The sequence below is a fragment of the Sphaerospermopsis aphanizomenoides BCCUSP55 genome (assembly GCF_001586785.1).
Classification (GTDB): domain Bacteria; phylum Cyanobacteriota; class Cyanobacteriia; order Cyanobacteriales; family Nostocaceae; genus Sphaerospermopsis_A; species Sphaerospermopsis_A aphanizomenoides_A.
In genome coordinates, this window is the sequence record NZ_LUFH02000104.1 from 1 (window position 1) to 20,682 (window position 20,682).

General features: G+C 38.5%; 14 protein-coding genes, 1 tRNA gene and 1 pseudogene. 3 read left to right on the top strand and 13 right to left on the bottom strand.

Annotated features, from left to right (window positions below):
* Positions 1 to 164 precede the first annotated feature (164 nt).
* Positions 165 to 237 (bottom strand) — tRNA-Phe (locus A0J48_RS21715).
* 79 nt (positions 238 to 316) lie between these two features.
* Positions 317 to 1,186, bottom strand: a complete 870-nt coding sequence (locus A0J48_RS21720; protein WP_200326672.1) for a metal ABC transporter permease — start codon at positions 1,184 to 1,186, stop codon at positions 317 to 319.
* A gap of 237 nt (positions 1,187 to 1,423) precedes the next feature.
* On the opposite strand from A0J48_RS21720, the gene A0J48_RS21725 reads away from it, so the two are divergent.
* Entirely contained in the window at positions 1,424 to 1,687 is a 264-nt protein-coding gene (locus A0J48_RS21725; protein WP_411841141.1) for an ArsR/SmtB family transcription factor, read from the top strand.
* A gap of 83 nt (positions 1,688 to 1,770) precedes the next feature.
* Here A0J48_RS21725 and A0J48_RS21730 read toward each other — a convergent pair whose 3' ends face one another.
* Positions 1,771 to 2,631, bottom strand: coding sequence for a metal ABC transporter ATP-binding protein (locus A0J48_RS21730; RefSeq protein WP_200326684.1), 861 nt, complete (start codon positions 2,629 to 2,631; stop codon positions 1,771 to 1,773).
* Positions 2,632 to 2,767: 136 nt separating this feature from the next.
* Entirely contained in the window at positions 2,768 to 3,766 is a 999-nt protein-coding gene (locus A0J48_RS21735; RefSeq protein ID WP_234301083.1) for a metal ABC transporter substrate-binding protein, read from the bottom strand.
* Positions 3,767 to 4,126: 360 nt separating this feature from the next.
* Here A0J48_RS21735 and A0J48_RS21740 point away from each other — a divergent pair, with 360 nt between their 5' ends.
* Positions 4,127 to 5,707 carry an iron uptake porin gene (locus A0J48_RS21740; protein WP_200326674.1) on the top strand — a complete coding sequence of 527 codons (1,581 nt, stop codon included), beginning with the start codon at positions 4,127 to 4,129 and terminating at the stop codon, positions 5,705 to 5,707.
* A 462-nt stretch (positions 5,708 to 6,169) separates the two neighbouring features.
* Here A0J48_RS21740 and A0J48_RS21745 read toward each other — a convergent pair whose 3' ends face one another.
* From A0J48_RS21745 to A0J48_RS21755, 4 genes are all read right to left on the bottom strand, one after another.
* Positions 6,170 to 7,897: an Rqc2 family fibronectin-binding protein gene (locus tag A0J48_RS21745; RefSeq protein ID WP_200326675.1), complete on the bottom strand. Its 1,728-nt coding sequence runs from the start codon at positions 7,895 to 7,897 to the stop codon at positions 6,170 to 6,172.
* Positions 7,898 to 8,039: 142 nt separating this feature from the next.
* Positions 8,040 to 8,849, bottom strand: coding sequence for a choice-of-anchor W domain-containing protein (locus A0J48_RS21750; protein ID WP_200326676.1), 810 nt, complete (start codon positions 8,847 to 8,849; stop codon positions 8,040 to 8,042).
* A 242-nt stretch (positions 8,850 to 9,091) separates the two neighbouring features.
* Positions 9,092 to 9,283 carry a hypothetical protein gene (locus tag A0J48_RS27220; RefSeq protein WP_234301084.1) on the bottom strand — a complete coding sequence of 64 codons (192 nt, stop codon included), beginning with the start codon at positions 9,281 to 9,283 and terminating at the stop codon, positions 9,092 to 9,094.
* A 25-nt stretch (positions 9,284 to 9,308) separates the two neighbouring features.
* A complete protein-coding gene (locus A0J48_RS21755; RefSeq protein ID WP_200326677.1) occupies positions 9,309 to 9,581 on the bottom strand; it encodes a hypothetical protein in 273 nt (90 codons plus the stop codon).
* Positions 9,582 to 9,973: 392 nt separating this feature from the next.
* Here A0J48_RS21755 and A0J48_RS21760 point away from each other — a divergent pair, with 392 nt between their 5' ends.
* On the top strand, positions 9,974 to 12,436 hold the full coding sequence (locus A0J48_RS21760) for a 3'-5' exonuclease (protein ID WP_200326678.1): 2,463 nt from the start codon (positions 9,974 to 9,976) through the stop codon (positions 12,434 to 12,436).
* A gap of 114 nt (positions 12,437 to 12,550) precedes the next feature.
* On the opposite strand, the gene A0J48_RS21765 is transcribed toward A0J48_RS21760, so the two are convergent.
* The 5 genes and pseudogenes from A0J48_RS21765 to A0J48_RS21785 all read right to left on the bottom strand — a co-directional run.
* Entirely contained in the window at positions 12,551 to 13,822 is a 1,272-nt protein-coding gene (locus A0J48_RS21765) for a glycosyltransferase family 4 protein (protein ID WP_200326679.1), read from the bottom strand.
* Between the two features lie 1,197 nt (positions 13,823 to 15,019).
* Positions 15,020 to 15,505: an RNA recognition motif domain-containing protein gene (locus tag A0J48_RS21770; protein ID WP_200326680.1), complete on the bottom strand. Its 486-nt coding sequence runs from the start codon at positions 15,503 to 15,505 to the stop codon at positions 15,020 to 15,022.
* 691 nt (positions 15,506 to 16,196) lie between these two features.
* The gene (locus tag A0J48_RS21775) at positions 16,197 to 18,365 is read right to left on the bottom strand and encodes a M48 family metalloprotease (RefSeq protein ID WP_200326681.1); all 2,169 of its coding nucleotides are present in this window, start codon (positions 18,363 to 18,365) and stop codon (positions 16,197 to 16,199) included.
* A 160-nt stretch (positions 18,366 to 18,525) separates the two neighbouring features.
* On the bottom strand, positions 18,526 to 20,154 hold the full coding sequence (gene prfC, locus A0J48_RS21780; RefSeq protein ID WP_200326682.1) for a peptide chain release factor 3: 1,629 nt from the start codon (positions 20,152 to 20,154) through the stop codon (positions 18,526 to 18,528).
* A gap of 255 nt (positions 20,155 to 20,409) precedes the next feature.
* Positions 20,410 to 20,682 (bottom strand): annotated as a pseudogene (locus tag A0J48_RS21785) (hypothetical protein); the annotation flags it as partial.

A 20,682-nucleotide genomic window follows, 5' to 3' on the forward strand; every position in this document is an offset into this window, starting at 1 on the left:
ATGTTGAAAAAATCATTCGAGAATTTGGAAAGGAATATAAAATTAATTTTGCTTAGGTACTTATTGCTAAATTGAGCCAAGCCGATGAAAAATTGCCTAGATTTGAAAAGTAAATAGTCAAAATCTAGGCAATACATCTCATCTATTCAATTTTCCAGAAGGTATGCCAGGAACCAGATTTGAACTGGTGACACGAGGATTTTCAGTCCTCTGCTCTACCAACTGAGCTATCCCGGCGCGGGCTTTATTTGTTCGCCACGATTACTAAATTTAGCAAAAGAAACAGGATTCGTCAAGGGGTTTAAAGAAAAAATTTTTAGGCTGCTTTTATCCCTAACTTTACCCAGGTAAAAACGACGATAAACACCAGGAACTGCACCAGAACAATACTTGGTCCAGAAGCCAGGTTAAACACCCCAGAAACCATAATTCCAGTAATACTGCTTGTAGAACCGACAAGCACCGACAGCAGCAAAAACCAGCTAAAATGATGACTCATGAGTTTAGCGGTAGCAGCGGGAATTACTAAAAAGGCATTTACCAACAAAACACCAACAGCTTTAATGGCTACGGCTACGGCTAAAGATAGCAAAACGACGAACCCGTAACGATATAATTGAACAGGAACGCCTTGTACCTGGGCAACATCGGGGTTAAGGGTTAACAAAATTTGCGATCGCAATGTTGATAATAAAAAAATGCTGCTAACCACCAGTACCAGCAATGTCAAAATTAAATCTGTATTATCAATGGCTAAAATATCGCCAAATAATACCGCCATCAAGTTACCCCGATATCCTTTAATCATGCTGGTGAGGATCACACCGATCGCTAATGCTCCTGATAGGACTATACTAAGAACGCTATCACTAGCTAAATCCGTTTTGTCGATTAAGTAGAGGACAATCACACCAAAAATTAAGGTAAACGGTAACAACATCCATGTAGGATTGATATTGAGTAACACGCCTAAAGCTACACCTACTAATGCTGCATGACCAACAGCATGGCTAAAAAATGACAACTGGCGCAAAGTGACAAAGCAACCAAGTAAACCGCCCAATATTCCCATTAATACAGCACCAATGATGGCACGTTGCATGAATGAAAATTGTAACAAGTTCACCAAGTCTTGACTATTTGTAATTACTAGCAAGCTGCTTTGAATATCAATCAATAAATCCATATTTTCAATTTACAGTTATTTTTATCTCTACTGTAAATAGATTATCTTTTATTCTGGCACTCAATCTTCAATTGAAGATTAAATAGTGAAATTTTAAAAAGTTAAAAATTATTTCTTTTTCCATAAAAAATCATTTAATCACCAATCATGATTCAATCTAATCCCCAATTTACTTTAGATAATAATCTTCTTGAAGCCATTCCCAATGAACTAATCAGCACAGAAAAAGCCCAACGCATGGCAGAATTTTTTAGTTTCTTAGGAGATGCTAATCGGCTGAGAGTTCTTTCTTTGTTAGCTAATAAAGAATTTTGTGTAAGTGATTTAGCGGCTTTACTAGATATGAGTGAATCTGCTGTTTCTCATCAATTGCGAAACTTACGCGCCATGCGTTTGGTAACTTACCGGAAACAGGGACGAAATGTTTTCTATCACCTCCATGATAGTCATATTTTCCATCTTTATCAAGCAGTAGCTGAACATCTAGATGAAAAAGATTGATAGGAAGAAGTAAGACAAGATGTGAAAAATTAATTCTTTTTCCTGATAGCAAAGCTGGGTGTAAGCCATACTTCTGAACTCCTTTAATGCTTGTGTTGATAACGACTAAAACCTGGTCCATAAGTTGCTAAAAGATTTTGCGGTGAAAGGGCAATTTCTGGATGGCCAGTACAGACAACAGTTTGATTCAAACAGAGGACGCGATCGCAATGACGGTTTACCATATCAATATCATGGGAAACCTGTAAAACCGTCCAACCCTCTTCTCGTTTTAACTCATTGAGTAAAGAATAAAAATCAGCCGCACCTTGCATATCTACCCCAGCAAAAGCTTCATCTAGTACCAATAATTTGCGCGGTGTCACCAAACAATAAGCCAGCAATACTCGTTTGAGTTGACCACCACTAAGAGTCCCAATAGCCTGATTTCGCAGGTGATAAGCATCGGTTCGCTGTAAAGCTGCTTTCACTGCTGCTGTTTTTTCCCGATAATTTTGCCAAAACTGGGGAAAAAATATATGTTTATTCTTACGTTTTACCTGTGTACTGTCATCTGTCACCCCTTCGGAGTGCGGCAGTTCCTCCTGGGGGAAACCCCCAAGACCGGACTGCCTCACCTGTTCTCTGTCACCTATTCCCAGTCCTACTAACTCACTCACAGAAATAGGAAAACTTCGATCAAAAATAAAATTTTGTGGCATATAACCCAACTGGTTACGTAAATTTCCTAACCTGGAAATTGGACGACCAAATATTTCAATCGTACCAGCACTGCGAGGAATCAAATCTAAAATCGCCTTAACTAAGGTGCTTTTACCTGCGCCATTTGGTCCAACTATAGCTGTATCTGTACCTGGAAATAATTCAAAGGAAACATCCCGTACAGCCAGAAAGTTTCCTTGATAGACAGTTAATCCCTCTACTTTTAAAATCGGCAATGTCATTAGTTGCTGGTCTTCAATCATTCGATTTTGGATTTTGGATTTTGGATTTTAGATTAATGGAATGGATAAATACAGGTATTTTCACCATCAAAGAATTATGGATCAAAATTACGAATTACGAATTACGAATTACGAATTATTTACATCCTGTTGATAAATTCTTTAAATTATCTTTCATTGCCTGAAAATAATACTGCGGGTTTGTTTCACCATTTTCTAAAGAATTTAGAGGATACAAAGTTAATTTCAAATCTTTGGAAAGGCTAGTCAGTAATTTGTTATCTACTCCTGGTTCACTAAATAAGGCTTTAATTTTGTACTTTTTTACTGTATTAATAGTATTCTGTACATCTGCTGGTGAAAGTTGATCTTCAGGAATTTCTACAACTGCAACTTGTTTGAGATTATAACGTTTGGCTATGTAGGGAAAGGCATCATGAAAAGTAATAAATGTGCAATTAGGAGTCTTTTGTAAAGTTTGTTGAAATTCCTTATTTAATTTGTCTAATTCCTGAATATAAGCCGCAGCATTCGCCTCATAAGTTGTTTTATTCCCTGGATCAGCAGTTATTAAACCATCCCGAATATTGATGACTTGCTGTTTAGCATAAACAGGATCTAACCAAACATGAGGATTTCCTTGTGCGTGTTCATGTTTGTGGTTGTGGTCGTGGTTTTTCTCTTTTATTTCCTCCACGGGAGAAATATCATTTATAACTTTAATACTTTTACTGGCATCAATTTCTACTAATTTAGAATTTTGGGCATTTTTAACTGTATCTTTCAGGAATTCCTCTAAACCTAAGCCATTTTTTACTAAAACATTAGCCGTGGCGATCGCTTTTACATTATCCGGTGTCGCCTGATAATCATGTATATCCGTGCCTGGTGGTACTAAAATCTCTACATCTGCTACCTCTCCAGCTACCGCTTTAGTAAACAAATACATAGGTAAAAATGTTGTTATAAATTTAGATTTATTTGAATCTGCCACTGATGTGTTTTCCGCAATAGTTTCTGTTTGATTGTTGGATTCATTACATCCAAAAGTGCCAAATGATAATATCAGTAGCGTCATTAAACCCAGAATATTGCTTCTTTTTCTAGTGACTACGAGTTTTAGATAATTTCTCATCACTGATATTCCCCTCCTTAATAATACTGGCTGTAGGTGCATCAAGATTTTTGTTGATCAGCAGCCCAATTTTTCTGATATTTTTATATAATAATTATCATTATCACGCAAGATTAGCAATAATATCATGCAATTTTGACAAAATTTTCCTGTGCCAGTAATAACAACCAGGTTTTTTTAGTGCATAATAATTTTTTCCCTGTTGTTTTATGGATTTACCAATTCATCACGATTTGTTGACCTACTGGTAAAAAATACTTCTTATTATTGTTATTATTTGAAGAATATTTTTTAGCAGATGTACCCTGCTATATGTGTGGTACAGATATCAACTGTAAATAGGTGTGAGGAAACGAAACAATGCAAAAATTCTGGGCATATCTACTAGCAAGTCCGGCAATTTGTGGTGCGATGCTTTCTATGACTACTGCTGCATCTGCTGGGGAAGCACCAAAAACAACAAAAACTAGTGAACCAGTGGGAGTGACTAATGTAACGTTAAAAACCGAGAATATTAATCAACAAGAATTGATATCACAAGTAACATCAGTATCTCAGTTATCAGATGTACAACCCACAGATTGGGCATTCCAAGCTTTACAATCTTTAGTAGAACGCTACGGTTGTATTGCAGGTTATCCCAACGGTACTTATCGTGGTAATCGTGCTATGACCAGATATGAATTTGCAGCCGGTTTAAATGCTTGTTTAGATCGAGTTAACGAATTAATTGCCACTGCTACTGCGGATCTGGTAACAAAACAAGATTTAGCCACACTGCAAAAACTACGAGAAGAATTTGCGGCTGAACTAGCAACCTTGAGAGGGCGTGTGGATGCACTGGAAGCTAGGGCGGCTGAGTTAGAAGCAAATCAATTTTCTACTACTAGCAAACTGCAAGGTCAAGTAGTTGCTGTTTTTAGCGATGTTTTTGCTGGTAACAACGCTACCAATGAAAGCACAACACTAGGCGCACGGGCAAGAATTGAATTTGTCAGCAGCTTTACAGGCAAAGATACCCTGTTTACCAGAATTGAGAGTAATAATATCGGCACTCCTCCTGTTGGTACAAACGAGGGAAACTTGTTTTTTAAAGGTGATGGTACTGGTACTACCAACGCTTTCTTAGGTACACTGTGGTATAAATTCCCAATAGGTCAAAAAACACAGGCCATAGCCATTGCTACTGGTGGTGCAGCTGACGACCTGACCAGCACAGTTAATATCTTCGATGGTGATGGGGCGTTTGGTGCTTTATCTACTTTTGGTACACGCAACCCCATCTATAACCAAATTGGTGGTGCAGGTTTGGGAGTAAATCACCAATTCAATAAGAATTTGACATTAAGTTTAGGGTATTTAGCGGCTTCAGCTAATGACCCCAGTTCTGGAAGTGGTTTGTTTGATGGTCCCTATGGTGCTTTGGCACAGTTGACAGTTAAACCAAGCGATCGCATTACCCTTGGTTTAACCTACATCAATTCCTACAACCAACCACTACTGACAGGCAGTAACGCTGCAACATCTGATATTACCAGTGAAGCTTTTTCTAGCAATTCTTATGGTGTCCAAGCATCTGTTGGCATCAGTGATAAATTTGTCTTAGGTGGTTGGGCTGGATATACCAACAGCAAAGTTTTAACAGGGACAAAAGGAGATGTAGATATTTGGAACTATGCCGTTACCCTTGGTTTCCCAGACTTGGGCAAAAAAGGTAATTTAGCTGGTATTATCGTCGGTATGGAACCAAAAGTTACTAATTCCAGCACATCAATACCTGAAGATTCAGATACCTCATATCATATTGAGGCATTTTATCAATACAAAATTAGTGACAATATCACCATTACCCCTGGTGTTATTTGGATAACAGCACCAGACCATAACGATACTAATGATGATGTGGTAATTGGTGCTTTGAGAACTACCTTCAGTTTCTAAGAGTTAGGTGACAGGTGACAGGTGACAGGTGACAGTAGGGCGTAGGGTGTAGGGTGTAGGGTGTAGGGTGTAAGGGAGAAATATTTACCTTCTTCCTCCTGAACTCCTGAACTCCTGATAGCGAAGCGTGGCGTAAGCCATACTCCTGAACTCCTGATCTACTTTTAAACTCATCTTTTTAAGTAAAAGACCAGCCCTCCCACAGGCTGGTCTAAAAACGTTGTTCGTGTTGTCTTCTCAATAGAGTCAAAACCAAATTGCGCGTTCCCAAAATGCAACGGGCAACTTTTCTTAACAAGATTGTAACAGTCAGTACAGATTTTTCATGTAAAAATCTCAAAAAATATCTACCCTTGGATAAGTCGGTCTTTATATTCCAGGGAAGAGCGTTAGTTGTCAGTTATCAGTTATCAATGTTTACTGACTTTTGCCTATTCCCTCTTGACTGTCACCTGTCACCTGTCACCTGTCACCTATTCCCTGCGGTTTTCCCCAAATGATAGTTTCTTGCTTATATACGACAAGTCCGGGTTTAGCACCTTTAGGTTTATAAACGCGGTTGGGTTGGGTGTAAACCACTGGTACTTGGTCGCTTTGACGGGCGCGACTAAAATAAGCAGCCAGGTTAGCTGTATATTGTAAATCCGCTTCTTCTGGGATTTTACCAGGTTCTAAGCGCAGTAAAACATGACTACCGGGAATTTCTTGGGCGTGAAACCACAGGTCATAGTCTCCGGCGACACGAAATGTCAGATAATCATTTTGGTTATTGTTACGACCAATTAAAACTTCAAAGCCGCTGGGAGTGCGGTAACGATGAAAGTTGGTACTTGCTGTATCGGTTGTACTGCGGCGACGATATTCTAAGTCTTCTAAATATTTTTGCCCAATTAGTTCATCACGGATTTCTTCGAGTGCTTGTAAATCTTCTGCTGTTTGGTATTTGTCGATTTGGGAGATTGCCGCTTCTACTTGTTCCAAATAATCAATTTCTGCTTGCACTTCTAACAGCAAGGGTTCAACAGCAGCACGGGCGCGTTTAAGTTTTTGGTGCTGTTTATAAAGGCGTTGGGCATTTTGGACAGCGTTTTTATCTGGTTGGAGGGCGATCGCCACTGGTTGGTTTGTCTCAAAATCTGCCAGGATCATTTCTTTCATTCCTGGTTCCCAGTTGTGCAGATGCGCCATCAATAAATCAGCTTTTTGGCGATATTCGTCTGCTTGATCTGATTGTTGTAATCTATCTTTAAAAGTTTGAGCTTTAGTACCTAACTTACCCAAAATATTACTCAATTTCTGAGTCAATTGATGACGCAGTTGGGAAAATAATTGTTGATTTAATTGGTCTGTGTAATATTGGTTAAGTAATTCTTGGATGTTTTTGGCTGGTGCGACTCCACCCCAACCCATGACGGTATAGCCGTTTTCTTTCCCAGCAGGTTGGAATTTATCACCTTCTAAGGCTTGTAGCCATTCTTGCCAACGTGCAAATAGTCTATCCCAATCATCAGTAGTTAAAGTATCGGTGGTTGTTTCTGGTGATATATTGGCTGCCAGCAACATGGAATCTAACAAAGCCGCACTTAAACCACTATAACTTTTGAGTAACTGCTTTTTAATCGCGCCTGGTACTAAGCTTACTCGTTCTTGCCAGCGTGGTTGCGATTCGCTCAAACTGGGAATAGTTCCTGTCAGTTTGGGTGGTGTTTCGTAAGTTTGTCCAGTTTGGATGGGACGGACACTAGATTGCTGTTGACTAACTTGATGGGCTGCGGTGATAATTTCATTTCTGGCATCAGTAAGAATGGCATTACTGTATTTACCCATCACTTCGACATACAGATGATAAAGTGCTGCTTCTCCTGGACGACGGGCAAATTTTAAATCAACAACACGCTCCCAAGGGGCGATAAAATCAATTGCTACCAACGCCAAACCACCCAACTGATGAATTAGTTGTTGACTAAAGGTGAATGTATCTGGTGTGCGTGGTGGTGGTTCACCAATACAAATGCGGGTAGCTTGGGGATGCCAAGAAATATCTAGCCAATCCCGCTTTTTCATGGTTCGTAAGGCTATGGCAATAGTATAGCGATCGCGCTGGTAAACCTGTTCTGTCCGCGCAGGTAGCCAGTTAGCCCGTAGTTCGCTACAGGCAGCTTTGAGAGTAGTAAAATCAACGGGTTGCAAAACGATTAGTCATCCGATTTTAGATTTTGGATTTTGGATTTCAGCAAAAACCGTCAGATATTCCGATTTCCTTCAGAATTATTCTAACGGTTACTTTTGAGGATTGATTTAATTTTTCCACAACAAATTTTAGCTAACCTGACTAAACAGCGACTTTCTTTCTTTTACTCACAGCAATGCCCATAGTAGCTACCAAGCATATACCACCTAACATACCTGGCTCTGGTACAGATTCTGGTACAGATGCAGATTGTGGAGAAGTTCCGACTTTAATCTGAAACGCCAGATTAGAATTTGTGGGAGTAGCACCTGTCCAGCTAAAGGATGTTTTGCCCGTTAAGGTAAAGTTAGTGGTGATATTACTGAGGTGCAAATAGTCTATATCTTTTGTCGCTGAACCCACAGAAGAGAGATTACCTATTGATGTACCGTTAAAAACAAGGTCGCTCAATGTGATTGAGTTGCTAGTGGTGCTAGTGGTGTTATCTCTGGCACGAGTACGTAGGAATATATCTGTGGCTGGCCCAGTAAATTCTGTAGTAGATAGTATTTTTGCAGCAGCGGAATTACCAGACTCGAAAATTTCGTAAGTAACCTTACTTCCATCATATTGCAATTTAAAATCCCATAACTTTCCATTTCCCCAGGTCAACTGATCTTGAATAATCGGTTGACCTGGTTTTTCAGCCGCTCTCACATCTCTGTTAATACTTAATTCCTGGGTGCCGTTACCAGCATTATTACCAATTCGACCTTCAGCTACGAACAGTTCTTTAAAATCTCCGTTGTCAAGCAATAAATTAAAGTCTGTATCATCAAAACCAGGAGTAGCATCTTGGGATGTTAAAGGAGTTATTGTCACAGCCTTTGCCTGGTGGGGAGTGATTAATAAACCTAACGAAACTAATGCAAAAACTAAAGATTGGGTGGTATATTTGTGTAGAGGTAGCATAAAATCTCCTAAAAACTAAAAAAATTATTCGGTATTTATTGTAAGTAATAACACGCAAGAAAATGGTAGTCTTCTATATATAAATAATACTAAATTAAAATAGCGATATTAGCAGCTTTAACAAAAAATTATTTTCTTTTCATAGGAATTTGATATTTAATATCAAACCAGAAAAATAATTGTGGCAATGCTTCTATTCCCAGCCAGATTAAGAACAAGTTTCCCAGTTTAAATATCTCCAATTATTTCAACTGAGGCTGACAAATTTCCAAAATCCAAAATTCTATTATTTCTATCTGTTGTTGTAAAAATGCTGTATAAAAAAAACCAACCCAGAAACATAACATTTCTGGGTTTAATTCAGGACTTAGACAACTACTTTTGTCGGGGTCGGGAATAGGGTATAGCGGGTTATGGCATGGAAGATTTTTCATGCCCAATGCCTAATGCAAGTAGCTTTTACTGCCAGGGTGAAGGAATAGCGGTAGTTGACAGCACTTTATCTGCCATTAATCTCAAACCTGTTTTACCACAGTTGGGGCAAGTGATTTCTAGATACTGTGAAGCGGTGACATCTACTTCACTCAAAAGTCCTTGTTTACAATGCCAGCACTCAAAAAGCACTCTACTAACTGGTTCATTGCAATCTAATATCTTGATGTGTTGAGAGGGGGTTGGTTCACTGTCTAGTTTTCTGGGTTTGGGGAATTTTTTGATTTCTTGAACTTCCATCGTCTTACCTGCTTAACTCTCTATATCACTTTACCCTTTGCACCGGGAGTGAACAAAGCTAAACGCATCAGTTTTTGGACTCTCTCAGGAAAAAGGTTGAAAATACGGGAATATAGATAATTTATTGCTAAAACCTGACATGACGAGAATTTTATGTGTATTAGAAGATATTGGAGAACGGATAGGGTAAGACAGTTGGATACTAAAAAGAGAAGGTCAACTTTCGTTGTTTGAGTCAATAAACAATATTAACTGTAGGACTTACGCAAAAACTCTCCCAAACTCCTATTCCTCTGTGTTCTCTGCGTCCTCTGCGGTATGCCTGACGGCACGCTCCGCGAACGATATTCCGTGACTCGTGCGTAAGTCCTGAACTGTAATAACGATTATTTATGATGTCCCCAACCCAACTCAACCCCGAACAACTAAAAATCATCAACCACATCGAAGGAGCATTATTAATATTAGCTCCCGTAGGAACTGGAAAAACCAGCGTCTTATCATCAAGAGTAGTCAAAGCTATTGCAGCAGGTATTCCCCCAGAAAAAATCCTCTGTTTAACCTTCACTAACCGCGCAGCAAAAGAAATGCAAGAACGGTTAGCAAAAATGTGTCCTGAACAATTTCGCTATATCACCATCAAAACATTTCATAGTTTATGTACCTCCATCCTCAGAATAGAAGCAAAAAATATTGGTTTACCAGCAGATTTTGTAGTTTATGATGATACTGACTGCTTAGGAATAGTTAAAGGTATTTTTCGATTACGTGACGATAAAAAAGCTCAAGATAAATTATCACAAATAACAGATTGCAAAATCAAAGCTAGTTATTTACAACTATCTCCTCATTATCCTCTAGAAAAATTATTTGCACTATTAGGAATAGATGATGCAAAATTAGCTAGTAAATATCAAAATTTATTACAAGAACGTCATGCTTTAGACTTTGCTGATTTAATCTTTTATATTCGTTCCTTGTTTTCCTATTATCCAGAAATAAAACAAACATGGGAAAACCGTTTTGATTTTATTCAAGTAGATGAAGTTCAAGATACTCATTTATCTGAATATGAAATTGTTAAATGTTTAGCATCTCGCACTGGCAATATAGCCATAATTGGTGATTTAGATCAAACTATTTATGAATGGAGAGGTTCAGAACCCGAAGAAGTAGTAAGTCAATTTAAACAACAGTTTCAACCTCAAGAATATTCTCTAACTTGGAATTATCGCGCTACTAAAATTTTACTTAATACCGCTTCTGGTTTTGCTGATTCTTTTGCAATTCGATATACAAAAATAACTCCTGCAACCAATTGTGAAAATGGTGAATTAATTCCAATTTATGCAGCTAAAAATGAATATGATGAAGCAAAATGGATTGCTGAACAAATTCAAAATTTATCTAAAAATAATCCTGATTTTCCATATAATCGAATTGCTGTTTTAACGAGAAATCATAAACGCATTGGTGTAATTAGTCAAACTTTAGAAAAATTCAATATTCCCTGTATCACAGTTGAACAACATCATTTTTTTGCCCGTCAAGAAATTAAAGATGCTCTTGCTTATTTACGTTTTATTGTCAATCCTTTTGATACAACTTCACTGTTAAGAATGTTACTGCGTCCTAGTCGGGGAATTGGTAATACTACTCTCAATCATATCATTAAAGAAGGAGAAGATTGCGGTTTTAAATTAACGGATATGGCATCAACATCAACTTTTATTGATGGTGATCCATTTAGTGATTTAATTACTGCTTATGATTCAGGAACAATTGTAGTTTTTGATGTGGAAACAACTGGTTTGATCACAGGTAAAGATGAGGTAGTTGAAATTGCAGCAATTAAATTAATTAATGGTGAGATTACATCAGAATTCCATCATTATATTAATAATACTGTTACTGTGGGATATTCAGCACAAATACATGGTTATAGTGATGAATTTTTAGCCGTAAATGGTAGAGATGCAATTGATGTATTTTCAGAGTTTCTAGATTTTATCCAAGATGCTTTTTTGGTTGGACATAATCTCGGTTTTGATATTAAAATGATTATAGCTGATGCTCAAAAATTAGGTTTATCAACTCCTCAACTTCAATGGGGAGATACCTGGGATTTAGCAAAACGTTTTATTTCAGCAAATAGTTATAAATTAGAATCGTTAGCAAATCAATTAAACCTCAATCAATTACCAACTCATCGCGCTATTGATGATGCGCGTACAACAGTAGAACTATTAGCGATTTTAATACCTTTAATTAAAGTTCATGCTGATTATCGTCAAGCTTTAGTTTATCGTTATGGTGAACAATTTGAAACCTTAGCGAATGACATTGAAACTTGGAAAAATGCCAGTCAAAAAATCCGCCCAGCAGATTTATTAGGTAAGATATTAATAGAATCTGGTTTGTATGACTATTATCAAGAGCATGAACCAAAAAGGTTAGAAAGTTTTAAAAATTTGGTGAAAATTTTTCAAGAACGAGATAATTTAGAATTACATCCTGATACAGCACTTAGGAATATCCTTGAATATACAGCATTAGCGAAAAACGTAGATCAAATTTCTCAATATAATAATCAAGTTATGATTATCACAGTACATCAATCAAAGGGTTTAGAATTTGATACGGTGTTTTTAGCAGGTATGTGTGAAGAGGAATTTCCTAACTATTATAGTTTATTAGATAAAAAATTCGAGGAGGAAAAACGGTTATTTTATGTAGCTTTAACCAGGGCAAAAAATCGGTTATTTATTTCCTGGTTTAACAAAGATTCTTATAATAATTCTAAAATAGAAAGTCAATTTATTGATTTATTACCTAGTGAATATTTAACTTATTAAACTGAACAAAATCTTCCTTTCCTCCCTTTGCGTCTTTGCGTGAGACATAAAAAAATATCCCCTTAAAAAACCAGGGGATATAAAAAACTAATCCTTTACCCGTCGAAAAAATTATTAACTAGCTACCAAAGCAGGTTCTTTTTCCCTCACAGGTTGCAGCAGTTCAGTATATAGTGCATCCAACTGACTAGCTACACCATCCCAACTAAACTTACTCATCACCCGTCTATTAGCCGTTTGACCTAATTCTGCACCCCATTGAGGATTACTAAGAATGCGGTCAATAGCATGACTAAAAGCGGTTACATCTTGGGGTGGTACTAATAACCCAGTGTTTTCATTCACAACTGTAAACTGAAGTCCACCCACATCACTAGCTATAACAGGTGTCCCACTGGCCATTGCTTCCACAGCTACCAGTCCAAAAGGTTCATAATGACTAGGAATAACGCAAACATCAGCCGCAGCGTAATAAGTTGGCAGAATTTCCTGTTTAAGCAGACCTGGAAATTCAGTAAATTCACTCATTCCTAATTCTTTAACTATTCCCTCAATGCGATCGCGTTCTCTACCATCGCTGTTACCTGGTGTACTTCCACCACCAATAATTAACTTCAGATTTTTATCACCAAAAAACTGCGACTCGCGCACTGCACGTACCAAGGTTTCTATCCCTTTGCGGGGGTCAAAACGCCCTACATATAAAACAACCTTGTCTTCTGGTTTAATTCCTAATTTTGCTCTTGCGGTTTCTCTATCTACTGAACCAAAACGACGAATATCCGTACCACAAGGAATAATATCAATGTTTCCTTGATGGGAAACCAAAGTTCTCATGTGTTGTTTTTCCTGTGGACTTGTGGCCACAATTCTTTCCGCTGTTTCCAACACTTCTTTTTCCACTGCTAGGCGTTGACTAGCAACCAGAGGAATATTTTCTATTGAGTTATATTTGACTATTCCTAAAGAATGATATGTGTGAACCTGTTTACTTCCTTGGATTTGTTTTAACTGCAACCCTACCCAACTAGATAGCCAGTAGTTAGTATGAACCAAATCATATTTAAAGCCGTTTTCTTTTTGAAATTTCAATAACTGTTCCACAAATTCTGGCAAGTATTTAAAACCGTTATCTCGTGGTACAAATTCAACAGGACCGGCCGTTAGCCGAATGGTTCGACAGCGAGAATTATGTTGAACAATATTTTCTTGATCAACACTCACTTTACGGCTAAACATATCAACTTGCCATCCTAGCTGGGATAGTGCTTCACCCACTTGGCGGACATAAACGTTTTGTCCTCCAGCCTCCTCTTTCCCAATTTCAATCGCCGGATCACCGTGGACGGAAATCAAGGCAATGCGTTTTTCAGTGGTAGACTTCATAAGATGTGTGTTGCTGATTGTCACAAGGTAGTATGCGGTTTCAAGCTGGCGTTGATGACGCTTACCTGAATGATTTAGAAACTTTTATTACATTTCATTCTAATTTAATTATGTCAAAAAAAATATTTGTCTACTACCAAATTAGATAGTTTTTTTCAAGTTTAATATTTAATTTTATTATGCCTAAATTGGTATATTAATATCCAATGCTTGTGATAGATGCAATCTTATTAATTTATGCATATTCAGCGCAAATCTATCCATCATCAATGGAGATTTAACTAGTCGTAACAGATTGTTACTGTAGCCATATCACAGCAGAAAAATTGATATTTAATGATGTTAATTCAGGAATTTAAACTATTTCTTCATTCAAAAGCCTAATAATGAATTACCTGTGAATTTAGGTAATTAATGATTAACAACTGTTCCATAATCACAAGATGTATTCGAGGTAATTATTTTTTGAATAATTGTGTTTACTTATACTATTCCTATAAAATATTTTTTTTTGTTAAATAAGATACAGTTTCGCAAAAAACCTACATATATCTCAATATTTAGGGTTTGCTGTTCGCGTAGCGTGACGTGAGTCATGGTCTAGGAGTTCAGGAGCAGAAATTTCCAGTTATAGCAGGTGACAGGTGACAGTAGTAAGGGACTTCCAGAAATTAAATTATTCAATGAGTGAGAACCAATATGAGTATGAGATTCTTCCTCCCCTGCGCCCCCTGCTTCCCCTGCTGACCCAAACGATGGAATATTTTTTTAGTTGGAAGTCCCTAAAAGCCTTTGAGTGTCTAAGTTTTAGTTTTGATTAATAGTAGTCCTTTACTCTCCCACACACTACAAAAAAATGAGCAGTGCTGAAAGCCCGATGAGGCGATTCTTACTGCTCACTAATTTTTTTGATTGCTGTTTCATTTCACTAGGAACAGCCGATACAAAAAAGCTCACTAATGCTAACAAGCATTGTTGCTTTTTCTACCTATTTCACCCTAGAAATGTAGGCACTGTCTAGTCTACAGGCTTTAAGATCGGGTGTATTTAACCCCACTATTAAGTATTTAGGCTTGGTTATCACCTAAAAACCTATCAATAATAGCGTTTTCCTGTCTGCCGACAGGTTCTTTAGGTCAAAATTAAAAATCAGCATTATTTGTGACTTTTAATTTTTAACTCTTTTTCTCTAAAGGATCAGTTGGTAGCAGCCAACATCTGCTTGAGTTGTTCTAACTTATCAGCCCAACGTGGATCTGGACGAATTGCGTCTGTTTCCACAGTGGTAGTTGTTTCACGACTTCCACCACCACCACGTCGAGACTTCTTAGAACCTTTTTCACGGCGGTTTTCTTTGTTGGTATTGGGTGCAGGAGTGCTACTAGCTTGACTAGCAGCTTTAGGAGCTTGCTCTTCACCCTCTTCACCTTTGGTACGAGGTAATGCCTTTTCTAGCTTGATAGCAGTGTCTTTAAACAATTGACCATTATACTTTTCAATAATTTGGTCTGCTTGTTCGTCATTGTTCACCGTTAGAAAACCGAAACCACGACATTTGCCTGTTTTCCGGTCTTTAATTAGTTTGGTGGTGACAGCATCGCCTTCAGCTGCAAATACAGCTTGTAACTCTTGACGATCTATTTCTTCTTTGGGCAAATTACCTATATACAGGCGAACGGACATGAACTATACCTCCAGAGTTGAAATGAACATGAGAAGACAAAAACAATCACTTGGCTTTGGCTTTTAAATAGATGCTATTAACTAAAATCGCCCTAAACCAATTTTTTTAATCCAAACTATCAACCTATACAATACAGTTTTTTTGTTAGGATCAAGCTTATTTAAGACAAAAGCGCCACTACGCCCTGCTAATACCACCTTAATTCTCAAATTTGTCAAATTAATAGCCCACAGTCCGCCACAGTAAGTGAATTTTTCCTAGCTTTTATTCGCAGAATCAAATACCATTTCTTAACATTATCACGGTATTTTCCACGTAACTTGTTCAGCATCTACATTTTTGCTGATCGCATTATTTCATCGTAGCATAAAATACAATTTTTGGACAAGGGGAAAAATTGGAAACAAAAACCAGCCCCTGGCTGGTTGATTTGCTGCTGTGTTAGGGGAATGAAAGAGCATGGGTTAGCATTAGCAATCCCACCAATCAAAGTTTTGGAGGGCTGAGTTACTTTAGTTGTTAAGACTTTTATTAACAAATGTAACATTTTGGGCAATAAGTCTGCAACTTTTTTTACATTTTCTCTAGTCAGTCGATGTTGAATTTGAGATTTTGGATTTGGGACTGACACCACTGATAAATTCGGGGGCTGTTACGGATAAAAGCCACTCTCTGCTTCTGGCTATAATATCATCCTCCTACAGATTGAGCGGTCAACATAATATATGCTCCCCAGGCTTGGGCGATGACGGCCAAAACAGTAGACCAAATGGGATGAGGGCTATTGATGATTTTGCCACTTTGAGTTTCCAAGGTTTGGATATCAATCCAAGGGGTTGCACCTCGTCGTAACCAACCTGTGATGATGATTTGCTGACCTATCAATTCTTGGCTGCTGGGTGAGATTCCCCACCAAGGAATATGGTGCAGTTTCACTAAACCTGTGCTGGATTGTAGGATTAGGTCTTGGGCTAGACAGTTGCTAGTCCCACGACGGCCTAATAGTTTACCAACAAGACGGACGCTGACGCTATCAATTGGTAAAACAAATGGGTTTGTTAATAGCTTAGACAGTTGGTCATCAGTTTGTAAACTAAAGGATCTGATCTGAGGAAAGAAGGCATTTAGCCGCATGATTGTACCAATACTAAAGCCGATCATCAAGAACCCTGTGACGAAAGACCAATCATCGTAGATCCATTTCAGGTTTACTAGTTTAAATGTGTATGCTGTGTGCCACATTAACCAGAACAGACCTGCCAAAACACAGCCCAGAGGGATTCCTAACCAAGGGGCAATTTGTAAGAGGAAGGACTGCGGTTTCACCTGGAAGGCTTCGGGAATAGTTAGATGTACTTCAGTTTCGAGATGCCAATGACGGGCTATTTGACAGAGGCGTTCGATGCGATCGCCTATCAATGGGTGGCTATTATTAATAGTAAACCATCGTCGATAGGGATTGCTGTTTTCCCACATTAAAAATGATTCCCAAGGTAGATTACCAGCGATACTTCCTAAGCATAGGCTTTGTTGGTAGCTGACTGGGGCGGCAATATTCAGACTTTCCAACTGCCAACTTGTATGTTCTTGTTGTTTAATATCATTAGCAATACCAATGGCAATTTTGAGTAAGGCACGAATTAGCCCATTAGGATTACCTGTAATTTCGGCTGAGATGCGATCGCTATAGTAAAGCCGAGACCGGGAATTGAGTAAAGTTGTACCAGTCAGTAAACACCAAATACCATAGCTTAAACAACTCAAAGCTGTAGCAGTCCAGCGCCCAAATGGGTTTTTGGTTTTGTTGCCCCAAGTTGATGCTTGCTGATACAGTTGATAAAACGGTAAAGTCACCAGCAAAGCCAAAGACATCACCCAAAAATCCCAGCGGCCAATCTGTCCTAAAGCTAAGGCGTAAATAGCAGCTATTTCATCATCATTTAGTGCTGCCAGTAATCCTTGACTAACGACAATCCGGGCTGTACGGGGTAGATTACCATAGGTCAACATCATAGGTGCTGCTATTGGTAAAATTTGGAGTTTGGGAACAGGCCAATCTCGCAATTGACAAGTACGTTGTGTTACCCGAACTGCCTCTCGACTATGGCTGTACAAGATATCTTTAGATAAATGCTGTTGTCCATAAAATTCTGCTAATAGCCAATCTAGCAACCAAGGAGATAATGCCCATAAAACCAACAATAGGACTAATATTAATAAACTAGGATTGCTATATAAAAGTGGTAATGGTTTTAAATAGGGCAGTTTGTCTAAAATTTGGTTGATTATAGCCATTGTCAAAGTAAGCAATCCCCACAAGACCCAAAAAATGGACATAAATGTCCCTAGGGCCAGTAGCCGAGATGGAATTGAGTTATATTTGCGGAGAGGTTGCCATACCTTAGCACGTCTGGCTTGTCGCCAATAAATGTTGACTGTTTCAGTTATTGTGGTCTTGGGGATATCTGTGTGAGACGTATTGTGTTCTGGTAGACCTTCTTGTTGCTGTAAAAGTGTGCTAGAAACTAAGGAGTTATCAACAGCCACAAATCCATTTTCAGGTTTTTTATTTGTTTTGTGGCGTTTTATGCGTTTCATTAAATGTTCGAGAGCGAGTTTTGCCCACTCTTGAACTTGCGGATTATTACTGTTAATGAGATCATTACACAGGGCGATCGCTTTAGCAACTTCCCCTGTGCGTGCGTAGGCCATGACTAAACCAACTTTAGCCTGCAAACAAGTATTGCTCTGATTTGTACTGCTGGCAATAGGGGCAAGTTGAGTAATTGCAGCGTAGTAATTTTCCTGCTTGAGGGCAGCTAAACCAGCCTCCAAAGACGGTTTTTTATATGAAGGCATAGAAATTTTGGTACTCCAATTGCTTCTAGGTAATACACGCAATCAAATTCAAAATTCAAAATTCAAAATTCAAAATTCAGAATTCAAAATTCAAAAAATAGATGCGAGTCCGCAACAGGCAAAAGGCAGGAGGTAGAAGTCATTAATTAGGAATTACGAATTATTCCAGATCCGGTTTTTGACTGGAAAAGACGGGGGCAATTGCACTTAATTTCAACTCTGGATGGTCTCCCTGCAACTGTTGACAATTCCATTCATTGCGGAATAACAACACAGGTCTGCCCATACTGTCTTTTACAGTTGTTGTGTTGAATAAACGTCCCACCTGGTTCAACGCTTCCCAACCGCCTTCAACCCATCTAGCAACACTGTAGGGCAATAAATCTAGTATGGTTTCCACACCATACTCATTTTGTAAGCGAAACTGCACCACTTCAAATTGCAACTGACCAACCGCTGCTAAAATTGGATCGCGCTTGGCTTCATCAATTGAGTACATAATTTGTACAGCACCCTCTTCTCGTAATTCGGAAACGCCTTTTTGAAATTGCTTGAATTTTGAAGGGTTGGGGTTTCTGAGAGTGGCAAACAGTTCTGGTGAGAAGTAGGGAATACCCTCATATTCCAGTTTTTGCCCTGTATAAATTGTATCGCCAATGGCAAAAACACCGGGATTATTCAAACCAATCACGTCACCAGGATAAGCGACATCTATTGATTCTCGCTCTTGGGCAAAGAGTTTTTGCGGTCGAGATAGACGGACAACCTTGCCTGTGCGGGCATGATTCACTGTCATATCCTTTTCAAACTTACCTGTGCAGACCCGGACAAAAGCGACTCTATCTCTATGTTTCGGGTCCATGTTGGCTTGGAGTTTGAACACAAATCCTGAAAATTCCGGGTAGGTAGGAGGAATTTCGCCGACGCTGCTGTTATGTATGCCTGGTTTGAGGGCATAGTCAAGAAAATACTTGAGGAATAACTCCACCCCGAAGTTAGTCATGGCGCTACCAAAAAACACAGGTGTCATTGTTCCTTGATGCACTAATTCTAAATCAAGTTCCCCTCCTGCTCCTTCTAATAACTCTAACTCGTCTTTAAGCTGGTGGTAAAGGTCTTGTTCTAGTAGTTGCTCAATGCTGCTATCACCTAGATTAACTATGGTATCGCGGGCTTCTCGGCTACCGTGGGCGCTACGTTCAAATAAATGGATTTGCTGTTGGTGGCGGTCAAATACGCCTTTAAAGCGATCGCCCATCCCTATCGGCCAATTTACTGCGTAGGTTTGTAATCCCAATTCTTGCTCAATTTCATCCAACAGTTCTAAAGGTTCCCGTCCTGGACGGTCGAGTTTATTCACAAATGTGAAAATAGGAATACCCCTCAGCTTACACACTTCAAACAGTTTCCGGGTTTGGGGTTCTAACCCTTTAGCCGCATCAATCAGCATTACCGCGTTATCGGCGGCTGCTAAAGTTCGATAAGTGTCTTCACTGAAATCTTGGTGTCCAGGGGTATCCAGTAAATTAATTTGACAGTTACGGTAGACAAATTGTAAAACTGTTGATGTAATAGAAATACCCCGTTGTTGTTCCATTGCCATCCAGTCAGAAGTCGCTTTGCGCTGCGCTCTCCTGGCTTTTACTGCCCCTGCTTCGTGGATAGCACCTCCGTATAATAAGAGCTTTTCAGTCAGTGTAGTTTTACCAGCATCAGGGTGAGAAATAATTGCAAAGTTGCGTCTTAGTTCCACCGCTTCTTGCAGTTCATCTTGAATTTCTGTAGACATAATCTGTAATTTGTTTTTAACCTAGCTTAACTAAATGTAATCTTTTTCAGGACTAGTAAACACATTTGTAAATTCTATTAATCCTTACATCTGATCAATCTTAATTCCGAAATTCAAGAAATTAATCACGGCAGGAGTTGACAAATTTCTGAATTTCCATTATGCTTTTATTATAATGGGAATCTGTGCGCGCATATAGGGTTTTGTTTGAGATTTATAAGATTGTCAGAATCAAGATATCCAAGATTTTAGGATTTACAGGATTACATTGATGAGTGCATCCTTGGACTTTGCAGCACTTTGAAAATAGATTTGTGGTTTTTCAGTTAAAGCTAAATCTATCACCTCCGCTAATTTTATAGGGATATTACCATTACGTTGCAGAATAGGTACAGGGTCATTTTCCAGAACATCCATAAAAGGATCATCTGTGAAATTGCGAGGAAAATATCCTGTTACCATATTAGACATCTCCAAAATAGTAATATTATGTGGGAAAAGGAGAAGATGAGAGATTTTTAATACACA